Source organism: Octadecabacter algicola (genome assembly GCF_021532625.1).
GTDB lineage: Bacteria > Pseudomonadota > Alphaproteobacteria > Rhodobacterales > Rhodobacteraceae > Octadecabacter > Octadecabacter algicola.
The window spans coordinates 129,461-141,441 of the sequence record NZ_JAKGAR010000003.1; the positions used below are offsets into that span (position 1 = coordinate 129,461).

Sequence of the window (11,981 nt, forward strand, 5' to 3'; positions counted from 1 at the left end):
ATGACGCGTAGAGTCAACCGTTGCGCTTGTCGCGCAGCTTGGCGAAGTAGTCGACGCGTTTCTTCAACTCCCGTTCGAAACCGCGATCAACGGGCGTGTAGTAGACCCCGCGTTTCATCGTATCCGGGAAGTAATTAGCCCCACTAAACGCGTCCTCGGCGTCGTGGTCATATGCGTAACCTTCCCCATACCCGATATCTTTCATCAGGGATGTCGGCGCATTCAAGATATGTTTGGGCGGGGGTTCACTGCCTGTTTGGGTCGCCGCGTTCATCGCCGCCTTATAGGCCACATAAACCGCGTTCGATTTCGGCGCGAGCGCAAGGTAGGTCAGCGCCTGGGCCAGCGCGAGCTCCCCTTCAGGGGAACCGAGCCTCTCATAAGTTTGCCATGCTTGCAGGCACACATGTTGTGCCTGTGGATCGGCCAATCCTATGTCCTCGACAGCCATGCGCGTTATGCGCCGCGCCAGAAAGCGCGGGTCCTCGCCGCCCTTTAGCATGCGCGCAAACCAGTAAAGTGCAGCGTCAGGGTCAGAACCACGCACGGATTTATGCAACGCAGAAATCAAATTGTAATGCTCATCGCCAGACTTGTCATAGCGCGTCGCTCGTTTCATCAACCGCGTCGTCAATGCATCCGTGTCGAGCTTTCCATCCACCTTCCAAGCAACGACCTGTTCAATCAGGTTCAACAGGGACCGCCCGTCACCGTCGGCCATTTCCAAAAGGTTTTCACGCGCATGACCGTCCAGCGGCAGTTTGCGATCTAGTTCCCGTTCCGCCCGCTGAGCAAGGCGCTCGAGATCGGCAAGATCGAGGCGTTCAAGAACCAACACCTGAGACCGCGATAAGACCGCTGCATTCAGCTCAAAACTTGGGTTCTCAGTCGTCGCCCCAACCAATAGAATGGTCCCGTCTTCCATGTAAGGCAGGAAACCATCCTGTTGAGCTTTGTTGAAACGGTGGATCTCGTCGACAAACAACAAAGTGCCTTTGCCATTCTGGCGGCGCATCTTCGCGGCCTCAAACACCTTTCGCAATTCTGGAACGCCCGTGAAAATCGCGCTGATCTGGATGAAATGCAGGTCGGTCTCGTCCGCCAGAAGGCGCGCGATCGTCGTCTTCCCTACTCCCGGTGGACCCCAAAAAATCAACGACGAGAGCGAGCCGGAGGCGAGCATGACTCCAAGTGGCGCCTCAGGTCCAAGGACTTGCTCTTGGCCGATGACTTCGCCAAGGTTGCGCGGGCGCAAGCGGTCCGCCAACGGGCGAGGTGCGGTATCGGGCGTCGCGGCCCCAGAGTCGAATAAGTCAGCCATGTTGGGACAGTAAGATGACCGTGCTCGAGAGGGAAGCAGCCTCTTGCGTTGGGAATGGCTCAAATCGACAGCATGTAACTTGAGGAGTTGATTTTGACGTACAACCCCGTTGATCAAGCAAAACTAATCGACACTAACATCTGGATTTTCGACGGCCCGCACATCAAGTTTTATGGGATACCCTTCCCGACACGCATGACGGTTGTACGCTTAAGGGACGGCGGCCTTTGGATTCATTCGCCGATACACATGTCGGATGAAGTCCTCAGAAATGTAAATGCCTTGGGAGAGGTGAAGCACCTGATCGCGCCAAACTGGATCCATTACGCTTCGGTTGGAACATGGTCGGATGCGTTTCCCGACGCGATCACGTGGGGCGCTCCTGGGGTTGAGGATCGCGCGCGAAGCCGTAACGTACCCCTTAGAATTGATAATACGTTCGGACCAAATGTTGTTCCGCCATGGGCGGATGAAATTGAGTGGCATCACGTTCAAGGGAGCACCACGCATCAAGAGGTCGTGTTTTTCCACAAAGCGTCGCGCACTCTAATCCTTACAGACTTGATTGAGAATTTTGAGAAGACCCAAGTGTCAGTCTGGATGTGGCCCCTATTGAGGCTCGCTGGAAACACGGACCCCGATGGAAAAATGCCGATTGATATGGCAAATACATTCCGAAAAGGGCGTGACCACCTTCGCAGGTCCGTCGAGCACATGATCGCGTGGGCGCCTAGACGGGTGATTATTGCACACGGTCGGTGGTACCGAAAAAATGGCGTCGCTGAACTTCGGCGCGCCTTTCGCAAGGTCCTGAAATAGGAAAGGGCCCCGCGTTTCCGCGAGGCCCCAAAATCAGTAAATCGTGGAACGACTTATTCTGCGGCCTCTTCAGCAGCAACGCGAGCTTTGTCAGCTGCGCCTTTGGCATCAACATCGCGGTCAACGAATTCGATGATCGCCATTGGTGCCATGTCGCCGAAACGGAAGCCGGCTTTCAGAACGCGAACGTAACCACCTTGGCGGTCTTTGTAGCGTGGGCCAAGAACGTCGAACAATTTCGCTACGTACTGGTCCTGCTTAAGCTGCGCATTCGCCTGACGACGGGCGTGCAAGTCGCCACGTTTCGCCAATGTGATCATCTTTTCGATGATTGGGCGCAGTTCTTTTGCTTTTGGCAAAGTTGTTTTGATTTGCTCATGTTCGATGAGCGAGCCAGCCATGTTAGCCCACAAAGCCTTACGGTGTTCGTGGGTACGGTTCAGGCGGCGGTAACCTCGTGCGTGACGCATGTGATAGTCTCCATTTTGTATTAGGGTGGGCCATTGGTGATGCGTGTCACCGGCTCCGTTATTGGGGCAGAATTACCCAGGGTAGAAATGGGTGGGCTATGCGCCCACCCGAGTATCTTAGAAAGAGTCTTCGAATTTCTTCGCAAGATCTTCGATGTTGTCCGGTGGCCAGTCCTCAACGTCCATGCCGAGGTGCAGGCCCATGCCTGACAGCACTTCTTTGATCTCGTTCAAAGATTTGCGGCCGAAGTTAGGTGTGCGCAGCATTTCTGCTTCGGTTTTCTGGATCAGATCGCCGATGTAAACGATGTTGTCGTTCTTGAGACAGTTCGCGGAACGAACAGAAAGCTCAAGCTCATCAACCTTCTTCAACAGAAGCGGGTTGAATTCGAGGCCATCGTCGTCGTTCGCAGCTTGTGCCGACTCAGGCTCGTCGAAGTTCACGAAGATAGACAGTTGGTCCTGCAAGATACGTGCAGCGAATGCCACAGCGTCGTCCGGCGTGATGGAACCGTCTGTTTCGACTTTCATCGTCAACTTGTCATAGTCCAGAACCTGACCTTCACGTGTCGGCTGAACGTCATAAGAGACTTTCTTGACAGGTGAATAGATCGCGTCGATGGCCATCATGCCGATAGGCGCATCTTCTGGTTTGTTCTTGTCAGCGGACACGTAGCCTTTGCCAGTGTTAACTGTCAGTTCCATGTAAAGGTCAGCGCCGTCGTCGAGGTGACACAGGACGTGATCTTTGTTCAGGATTTCGATGCCAGCGGATTCCGAAATGTCACCAGCTGTTACAACGCCAGGGCCTTTGGCCTGGATCTGCAAACGCTTAGGACCTTCGACTTCCATACGGATGGCGACGCCTTTGAGGTTCAGAACAACGTCAGTTACGTCTTCGCGAACACCAGCGATGCTGGAAAATTCGTGCAGAACGTTGTCAATCTGAACAGCCGTGATAGCCGCGCCCTGAAGCGAAGACATCAAAATGCGACGCAATGCGTTGCCGAGTGTCAGGCCAAAGCCACGCTCAAGCGGTTCAGCAACAACAGTTGCCTGACGCAGCGGGTCGTTGCCCGGTTTAACTTCCAATTGAGTTGGTTTGATCAACTCAGCCCAGTTCTTGTGGATCATAAGTCCCTCCATACTTGTTTGCCTTCATGTCCAAAAAGGCAAACGCCCGAGGTTGAAATGACGGATTGGGGCCGCAGAAAAACTGCAGACCCCAAGGCGTTTGGATAGCTTAGACGCGGCGGCGCTTTGGTGGGCGGCAGCCGTTGTGCGCCATTGGTGTCACGTCACGAATAGATGTGATGTTGAAACCAGCGGCAGCAAGTGCGCGCAGCGCAGATTCACGACCGGAGCCAGGCCCCTGCACTTCGACTTCGAGTGTCTTAACACCGTGGTCTTGTGCTTTCTTGCCAGCATCTTCCGCAGCCATCTGAGCAGCGTAAGGTGTGGATTTACGGGAGCCCTTAAAGCCCATTGTACCAGCAGAGGACCAAGAGATCGCATTGCCCTGTACGTCGGAAATCAAGATTTTTGTGTTGTTGAAAGAAGAGTTCACGTGAGCAACGCCAGCGGCGATGTTCTTAGAGACCTTCTTTTTGGTGCGTTTAGGTTCGCGTGCCATTCGTCAGGTCCCCTTATTTCTTCTTACCAGCAATGGCCTTTGCAGGGCCTTTGCGAGTACGTGCGTTAGTGGATGTACGCTGACCGCGAACGGGCAGATTACGACGGTGACGCAGGCCTTTGTAAGAACCAAGGTCCATCATGCGTTTGATGTTCATCTGAACTTCGCGGCGCAGGTCGCCTTCGACTGTGTAAGTCGCGTCGATGTGCTCGCGGATTTTCAGAACTTCAGCGTCGGACAGTTCGTTGACGCGACGTGTGAGGTCGATGCCAACAGCTTCGCAGATAGCTTCTGCAGAAGTGTTACCGATACCGGTGATATATGTGAGGGCGATTGGAACCCGCTTTGCAGTCGGGATGTTTACGCCGGCAATACGTGCCACGTGTGCTATTCCTTTTCGTTGCGGGTCCGTAGTTCCGGACCCTTTTTTCACAACGTAAGCCCGAGGCGATAAACCGTCGGGCCTAAGTCATATCGAGGTGTTACGCCTAAGAGCGACTCAGGCAAGTTCCCTGAGGGAACGGCGCTGTTTAGGAGGGTTAGGGTTGTGCGTCAAGCCGTTTTGGAAATTGGCCGATGAAAGCCAGCCATAAGCATGGGGTTTACTTTGAAGTCCGCACGCTGATGAGGTAAGCTAGGCCCAGAAGTGTGACTAAGATTGACGTGACCCACCAAGCTTCGGTACGCGCCTCGAGAATTCGAGTGCAAAGATGGCTCGCCCCATATCCTGAAAGGTCAATCTGAACTCCCGCTGCACGAGACTCGTCAAAGTATTCTAGACAGTTTAGCCCAACGAGATTTCTGAAGGGATTATAAAATATCCCGCCCAGAACAAGCCCAACTACCACCCAATCCAATAAAGAAAGAAGCTTTTGATTGGTCTTTAAGCCCATCTGGTCTCACTTATGCCAATACGCCAGCAATCTCTGCCGCAACTTCGTCCATCGTACCCAGACCATCAACGCTGCTCAGGTCGCCTTTGGCGTGGTAGTAGCCGATCAGCGGGGATGTCTGTTTGTAATAGGCCATCAAACGAATTTTCAGGCTTTCCTCGTTGTCGTCCGCGCGGGCAGTGCCGCCAGCAGCAACAGCGTCAGCAGCGCGACCAAGGATACGTTCAACAAGGATTTCATCGTTTACAGCCAGCTCGATCGCGTGGTCGAGCGTCTGACCTGTTTCCTGGAGCAATTCACCAAGCGCATCAGCCTGAGCCAATGTCCGTGGGAAACCGTCAAAGATAAACCCGCCGTGATCGCCGCCCGCTTCGAGTTTTTCGCGGATCAAACCGATGACAATCTCATCCGTAACCAGATCGCCACGATCCATGACTGCAGCAACCATTTTACCCATCTCGGTCCCCGAGGTCTTGGCTTCGCGCAGCATGTCGCCTGTGCTCAGTTGCACCATGTTACGTTCATCCACGAGCTTTTGTGCTTGTGTGCCTTTACCCGCTCCGGGTGGTCCAAGAAGAATAATATTGATCATTTGCGCTGCGGGCTCCTTTTTTTGCCGCCGCGCTTACCGCGCAACTGCGATTTCTCAATCAGGCCCTCATATTGGTGGGCCAAGAGGTGGGATTGGATTTGCTGGATCGTGTCCATGCCAACGCTCACGATAATCAACACAGATGTGCCGCCAAAGTAGAACGGGATGGACAACTGGCTGCGCAGAATTTCCGGCAGCAGGCAGACCAAGGCAAGGTACGCAGAACCGAGGACCAAGATGCGTGTCACCACGTAATCGAGATATTCCTGAGTACGTTTGCCTGGGCGGATACCAGGAACAAAGCCGTTCTGGTTCTTCAGGTTGTCAGCAACTTCGTCAGTCTTGAACGCAACTTCACGCGTGTAGAAGAACGTAAAGAATACGATCATCGCCGTAAAGAAGATCAAGTACAGCGGTTGGCCTGGACCAAAGTAAGCCAAGATCGTGGACATAATCGGTCCTGCGCCATCACCACCAGAAAATGTCGAAAGAGTAGTCGGTAGCAACAGCAGCGCAGATGCGAAGATCGCAGGAATAACACCAGCTGGGTTAACTTTGATCGGCAGGTGGCTGGACCCACCATCATAGACCTTCATACCAACCTGACGGCGCGGGTACTGGATGTGGATTTTGCGCAAGGAGCGCTCCATGAATACCACAAAGGCAAAAATCGCGATGACCATCACAAAGACGCCGAGCACCAGACCCCAGTTATTTGTCTCCTGACCTTGGGCAAGGAAGCCAGCAAGGGCTGCTGGGACTTCGGCAATGATGCCTACGAAGATGATCAAAGAGATACCGTTACCGATGCCGCGTGCAGTGATCTGTTCACCCAGCCACATCAGGAACATGGTGCCACCAACAAGCGTGATTACGCAGGCAATCTTAAAATACAGGCCCGGATCGGTGACGAGGTTTCCCGCCTCAAGACCAGATGCCATGCCGTATGCTTGGAACGTTGCCAGCACCACGGTGCCGTAACGCGTGTATTGGTTCAGCTTTTTGCGGCCCTGTTCGCCCTCTTTTTTGAGGTTCTTCAAGGGTTCCCACATCGCACCCAACAACTGCACGATAATCGACGCAGAAATATAAGGCATGATGCCGAGGGCAAAGATGCCCATGCGACCCAACGCACCACCAGTGAACATCGACAGGATGCCACCGATACCGCTTGCGGCTTCGTCCATAAAGGCGCGCAACTGATCAGCATCGATCCCCGGCACTGGGATATACGTCCCCACGCGGTAAACGATGAGAAGACCGAGCGTGAACATGATCCGCTGACGCAATTCTTTGGCTTGGCCAAAGGCGCTCCAGCTGGTGTTCGCGGCCATTTGCTCTGCTGCTGATGCCATGGATGTGCTGCCTATCTGTTCGCAGGCCCGAAAAGGGCGATAATGTTATGAAAACGCCGCCAGCAAGGGTGACCCAAGCGGCGGCGTTTAAGTCGATTAACGATGTAGTGGGCGAAAGCGCCCCTCACAAGGTGTTATTCTGTCGCTGCCGCAGCTGTGACAGTGAGTTTACCGCCAGCTTTTTCGACTGCTTCAACCGCACCTTTGGATGCGCCTGTCACTTCGATGCTGACTTTTGTTGTGATTTCGCCCTTTGCGAGAACGCGAATACCGTCCAGCTTGCGACGGATCAGACCGGATTCAACCAGTGAATCTTCTGTGATCGCTTTGCCATCCAATTTTTTCTCGTCGATGAACTTTTGGATCAGACCAAGGTTCACAACTGCAAATTTCTTGCGGTTCGGCTTAGAGAAGCCGCGCTTTGGCAGGCGTTGATACAATGGCATTTGACCGCCCTCATAGCCGCCAATAGCCACACCCGAACGGGATTTTTGACCCTTGATACCACGGCCACCCATTTTACCGGTGCCGGAACCTGGACCACGGCCAACGCGTTTGCGTGGTTTTGTGGCGCCTGGATTGTCGTGAAGTTCGTTTAGTTTAACCATGTCGCTGTCTCCTTGCCGGAAGACCTGACCCAGCGACGGGACAGGCACGCGGCGTGTTTGATTCTATGGCCGGAAAGATGGCCACTGGCGGCGTATAGGACATGGGATTGGGGGTGGCAAGCGTTTGGTGCCTTAGCTGTGCAGCTTCTTGTGCGCATCGACGTAAGCGCGCAGCACAGCGTGCATCCGCGTTAGATGCCCATTACCTTGGCCCTTGAAGTATTCAAGCACATCAGGGTCGACCCGCATACTAATGGCGATCTTTGCTTTTGGCGTTTCGATTTCTGCGTTTGCCCAAAAGTCATCGGGCAAATCAACGGCCTCAGCGGACTCAGTTGGAGAGGCAATTTCGCCTCGGTCCTTCATGGCCCGCAATTCGTCAAGGGATGCGCGTTTTGTATTGCTCATACTCTTTACGGCCTCCTGGCCATGCTGAGATGATGCGGGTGGCCTCACCACGCATCGTGTAAGTTACGACATAGACAGTCTCATCCGTCATGCCGAGAGCGATCCTTCGCTCCTCTCCATAGTCTTTACGATCATCAATTCGGGTCAGGATTGGCCCTTCAAAGATCAATGCAGCATCAAGAAAGTCGGCGCCGTGTTTTGCGAGATTCTGCACTCGCTTCGCTTCGTTCCACTCGAACATCAAAAGTCTCACATATGGTAGTTAAAATAGTTTTTGCTTTCATCTTTACTCTCCATAGTTTGCGCTCTTACGGCACCTCTCTTGTATATACATAATGAAATACGAGCTGTCAATAAATCAGTCTACACCCCACTATCCGTCCGCACCCTGAACCCCTGCCCTCGCAACGCACCGACAATCGCCTCCACATGTCCCATGTCACGCGCTTCGATCACCACGTCCAACTCCGCCTGTTTCAGCGACACCGATTGCATCATGCGTTGGTGGATGACTTCGACCACGTTGGCGCCTGCGTCGCCGATGATGCGGCTGATGGTGGCGAGTTGGCCTGGTGTGTCACCGATCTCGAATGTCAGGCGGGTGATGCGTCCGTCGCGGACCAACCCACGTAGGATCAAGGTTGAAAGCAACCGCGAGTCGATATTGCCGCCGCAGATAACCAACCCGACCTTTTTACCCTTATAGGCCTCAAGGTTGTTCTTGATGACGGCCAGCCCTGCCCCCGCGGCCCCCTCGGCCACGAGCTTTTCATTCGACAACAGATCAAACACCGCATCCTCGATGTCAGCCTCGCTCGCGCTATCCACGCGGGCCACGGTCTGTTTGATGATTTCGATGTTCGCCGCAGAAGGCGCCTTCACCGCGATTCCTTCGGCGAGGGTGGCGCCGTCAAAATGGGTCTCCCCACCATCATAGGCCGCCTTCACGGCATCAAACAACACAGCTTGCGCGCCGACGACTTCAATCTCGGGCTTCACTGATTTCGCCGCGACGGCCATGCCCGCGATTAACCCCCCGCCGCCAATCGGCACAACGATCACATCCAGATCAGGATCTTGTTCCAACATTTCCAGCGCAACCGTCCCCTGCCCTGCGGCCACGACTGGGTCATCGAATGGATGAATAAACGTCAGCCCATCCTTGTCCGCCAAGTCCCATGTAAACTGCACACTTTCATCAAACCCATTGCCGTGCAGGATCACGGTCGCGCCGAATTCTTCGGTGCGTTTGACTTTGTTGAACGGAGTACCCTCGGGCATGACAATCGTGCTGGCGATGCCAAGGCGGGTGGCGTGATAAGCAACCCCTTGGGCGTGGTTGCCCGCACTACATGCGATCACACCAGCCTGCTTTTGCGCGTCGGTCAGCGTCAGCAGTTTTGCCAGCGCCCCTCGGGCCTTGAATGCGTTGGTGTGTTGCAGGTTTTCAAGCTTGAGCTGCAGATCGATGCCCATGTGCAACGACAGACGGGTCGCAGGGACCAGCGGTGTGCGAATGGTCGCAGACGAGATGACATCGCGGGTCTGGCGAATAAGATCAGGGGTCAGGGTCACGGTGCGCGTCCTTTGCGAAAAGTCTGTCGGACTTTCGTTCCAGACGCGCGCCGTTGTCAACGCGTGTTAGGCGCGTCGCTGGTTCGGGTGCAACGAACTAGAAAGGATATGGTCGGATTGGTGCAGCACATGGCTTGCTTGTCCGACGATTAGATTGTCGGGGCTGCCGACAAGCTCATGGTCCTTTTCAGGGTAGTCCAAGGTCGACAGGAAATGTCGCATGCAAGCGAGCCGCGCACGTTTCTTGTCGTCAGATTTAACAACGGTCCAAGGCGCATCAGCGGTGTCGGTGTAAAAGAACATCGCTTCTTTCGCTTCAGTGTAGTCTTCCCATTTATCGAGGCTCGCCTTGTCAATCGGGCTTAGCTTCCAACGTTTAAGGGGATCGGTCTCACGGGACTTAAAGCGCTTGGCCTGCTCGTCTTGTGTGACCGAGAACCAGTACTTGTAGAGCTTAATACCCGAGCGGGTCAGCATCCGCTCGAATTCCGGGGTCTGGCGCATGAATTCCAGATACTCGGACGGTTCGCAGAACCCCATCACTCGTTCAACACCGGCACGGTTGTACCAAGAACGGTCATAAAGAACGATCTCGCCCGAGCTTGGAAGGTGCTTCACGTAGCGTTGAAAGAACCATTGGCCGCGTTCTTCGTCTGTGGGTTTGTTCAAGGCGACTACACGTGCACTACGAGGATTGAGGTGCTCGGTGAAACGTTTGATCGCGCCCCCTTTGCCGGCAGCGTCGCGCCCCTCAAAGAGCATCACGAAACGCTGTTCGGTTTCAGCGGCCCAGTGCTGAACCTTCAAGAGCTCAGCCTGAAGGTCCGCCTTTTGCTTTTCGTATTCGCCGCGCTTCATGCGATCTTCGTAGGGGTATTTGCCTTTTTCAAAGCCGATCAGTTTATTTGTGTCTGCGTTTTCTGTCATGTCATGTCCCTCAGTTTCCCAAGTGTAGTGGCACACGATCAATTCACCGTCTCTGACATGGATCAAATCCCTCTCTCAGATAACGCGACGCCCCAACGCAAAACGCCCCGCAATTGAATGCAGGGCGTTTAATTCTTTTAGACGATGGAAAAGGGCTTAGCCTTTTTCTTCGATGATCTCGACCATGTGAGGGATCTTAGCGACCATACCGCGGACGGAAGGTGTGTCTTCCAGTTCGCGTGTCTTGTGCATTTTGTTCAGGCCCAGACCGATCAGCGTTTGCTTTTGGTCTGCAGCGCGGCGGATCGGGGAACCGATCTGTTTTACAACGATTGTTTTAGCCATGGTTTAGGCCTCCTCAGCTTCAGCTGCTGGCGCTTCGTCGCGCTTAGGCAGGATGTCAGCAACTTTTTTGCCGCGACGCTGAGCAACAGAACGAGGCGAAGCCTCTTTCTTGAGACCGTCAATCGTAGCGCGGATCATGTTATATGGGTTCTGGGAACCGATAGATTTCGCAACAACGTCTTGTACGCCGAGCATCTCGAATACAGCACGCATTGGACCACCTGCGATGATACCAGTACCTTGCGGTGCTGTACGCATGACGACTTTGCCTGCGCCGTGACGACCGTTCATGTCGTGGTGCAACGTGCGGCCTTCTTTAAGCTGAACGCGGATCATTTGGCGCTTAGCTTGTTCAGTGGCTTTGCGGATCGCTTCAGGAACTTCCTTAGCTTTACCCTTACCAAAGCCTACGCGGCCTTTTTGGTCGCCAACAACGACGAGTGCGGCAAAACCAAAGCGCTTACCACCCTTAACGGTTTTGGACACACGGTTGATCGCGACAAGGCGATCTGCGAATTCTGGTGTTTCTTCACGACGGTTACCGCCGCGCTGGTTATCTCGAGCCATGTGGCCCTCCTAAATTTGGGTGGCGCGTTGCGCCGTGGATGTCGATCCTAGTGACAAATGCCCTGGATCATCGGAAGGGCCCCCACAGGGAGCCCTTCACAAGTCTTAGATTTTCAAACCGCCTTCACGCGCAGCTTCGGCCAGAGCCTTGACCTTGCCGTGAAAGAGGAAACCGCCACGGTCGAAATAGGCTTCGGTTACACCGGCCTTTTTCGCACGTTCTGCGATTGCTGCGCCAACTTTGGTCGCTGCTTCGACGTTGTTTTTGCCAACTACGCCCAGATCCTTCTCGAGAGAAGAAGCAGAAGCGACAGTTACGCCGTTCACGTCGTCGATCAGCTGAACACTGATGTTCTTGTTGGAGCGGTGAACGCTGAGACGAGGACGTCCAGCATTGACCTTGCGAAGTTTGTTCCGAACGCGCAGGCGGCGTTTGATGAACAATTGACGTTTGGAGTTTGCCATCTG

At 54.1% G+C, this 11,981-nt stretch carries 16 protein-coding genes; 1 reads left to right on the forward strand and 15 read right to left on the reverse strand.

Annotation, left to right across the window (positions count from 1 at the left end):
* Positions 1-13: 13 nt before the first annotated feature.
* Positions 14-1,321, reverse strand: a complete 1,308-nt coding sequence (locus L0666_RS11695) for a replication-associated recombination protein A (protein ID WP_235261560.1) — start codon at positions 1,319-1,321, stop codon at positions 14-16.
* Positions 1,322-1,414: 93 nt separating this feature from the next.
* Between L0666_RS11695 and L0666_RS11700 the strand changes: the two genes are divergently transcribed.
* Positions 1,415-2,140 carry a DUF4336 domain-containing protein gene (locus L0666_RS11700; RefSeq protein ID WP_235261561.1) on the forward strand — a complete coding sequence of 242 codons (726 nt, stop codon included), beginning with the start codon at positions 1,415-1,417 and terminating at the stop codon, positions 2,138-2,140.
* Positions 2,141-2,193: 53 nt separating this feature from the next.
* Here the strand turns inward: L0666_RS11700 and rplQ are convergent, their stop codons facing one another.
* From rplQ to rplR, 14 genes are all read right to left on the reverse strand, one after another.
* Positions 2,194-2,610, reverse strand: coding sequence for a 50S ribosomal protein L17 (rplQ, locus tag L0666_RS11705; protein ID WP_235261562.1), 417 nt, complete (start codon positions 2,608-2,610; stop codon positions 2,194-2,196).
* A gap of 117 nt (positions 2,611-2,727) precedes the next feature.
* The gene (locus tag L0666_RS11710; protein ID WP_235261563.1) at positions 2,728-3,744 is read right to left on the reverse strand and encodes a DNA-directed RNA polymerase subunit alpha; all 1,017 of its coding nucleotides are present in this window, start codon (positions 3,742-3,744) and stop codon (positions 2,728-2,730) included.
* 109 nt (positions 3,745-3,853) lie between these two features.
* On the reverse strand, positions 3,854-4,243 hold the full coding sequence (rpsK, locus tag L0666_RS11715) for a 30S ribosomal protein S11 (protein WP_235261564.1): 390 nt from the start codon (positions 4,241-4,243) through the stop codon (positions 3,854-3,856).
* 13 nt (positions 4,244-4,256) lie between these two features.
* Complete coding sequence (gene rpsM / locus L0666_RS11720; protein ID WP_216035228.1) at positions 4,257-4,625, reverse strand: 30S ribosomal protein S13; 369 nt, start codon at positions 4,623-4,625, stop codon at positions 4,257-4,259.
* A 521-nt stretch (positions 4,626-5,146) separates the two neighbouring features.
* Positions 5,147-5,725 carry an adenylate kinase gene (locus tag L0666_RS11725; protein ID WP_235262202.1) on the reverse strand — a complete coding sequence of 193 codons (579 nt, stop codon included), beginning with the start codon at positions 5,723-5,725 and terminating at the stop codon, positions 5,147-5,149.
* Positions 5,725-7,083, reverse strand: a complete 1,359-nt coding sequence (secY, locus tag L0666_RS11730; protein WP_216035227.1) for a preprotein translocase subunit SecY — start codon at positions 7,081-7,083, stop codon at positions 5,725-5,727. The genes L0666_RS11725 and secY overlap by 1 nt, the downstream gene beginning before the upstream one ends.
* A gap of 134 nt (positions 7,084-7,217) precedes the next feature.
* Positions 7,218-7,691, reverse strand: a complete 474-nt coding sequence (gene rplO, locus L0666_RS11735) for a 50S ribosomal protein L15 (protein WP_235261565.1) — start codon at positions 7,689-7,691, stop codon at positions 7,218-7,220.
* Positions 7,692-7,823: 132 nt separating this feature from the next.
* Positions 7,824-8,099 (reverse strand): BrnA antitoxin family protein, encoded by a 276-nt coding sequence (locus L0666_RS11740; RefSeq protein ID WP_235261566.1) that lies wholly within the window; start codon positions 8,097-8,099, stop codon positions 7,824-7,826.
* The gene (locus L0666_RS11745) at positions 8,071-8,340 is read right to left on the reverse strand and encodes a BrnT family toxin (RefSeq protein ID WP_237693289.1); all 270 of its coding nucleotides are present in this window, start codon (positions 8,338-8,340) and stop codon (positions 8,071-8,073) included. Before L0666_RS11745 ends, L0666_RS11740 begins: the two co-directional genes overlap by 29 nt.
* Positions 8,341-8,462: 122 nt before the next feature.
* Positions 8,463-9,674, reverse strand: coding sequence for a threonine ammonia-lyase (locus L0666_RS11750; RefSeq protein ID WP_235261568.1), 1,212 nt, complete (start codon positions 9,672-9,674; stop codon positions 8,463-8,465).
* Positions 9,675-9,740: 66 nt separating this feature from the next.
* On the reverse strand, positions 9,741-10,601 hold the full coding sequence (gene ppk2, locus L0666_RS11755; RefSeq protein WP_235262203.1) for a polyphosphate kinase 2: 861 nt from the start codon (positions 10,599-10,601) through the stop codon (positions 9,741-9,743).
* A 156-nt stretch (positions 10,602-10,757) separates the two neighbouring features.
* The gene (gene rpmD / locus L0666_RS11760; protein ID WP_093996463.1) at positions 10,758-10,946 is read right to left on the reverse strand and encodes a 50S ribosomal protein L30; all 189 of its coding nucleotides are present in this window, start codon (positions 10,944-10,946) and stop codon (positions 10,758-10,760) included.
* Between the two features lie 3 nt (positions 10,947-10,949).
* Positions 10,950-11,513, reverse strand: a complete 564-nt coding sequence (gene rpsE, locus L0666_RS11765) for a 30S ribosomal protein S5 (protein WP_216035223.1) — start codon at positions 11,511-11,513, stop codon at positions 10,950-10,952.
* A gap of 105 nt (positions 11,514-11,618) precedes the next feature.
* On the reverse strand, positions 11,619-11,978 hold the full coding sequence (gene rplR / locus L0666_RS11770) for a 50S ribosomal protein L18 (protein WP_235261569.1): 360 nt from the start codon (positions 11,976-11,978) through the stop codon (positions 11,619-11,621).
* Between the last annotated feature and the right edge of the window lie 3 nt (positions 11,979-11,981).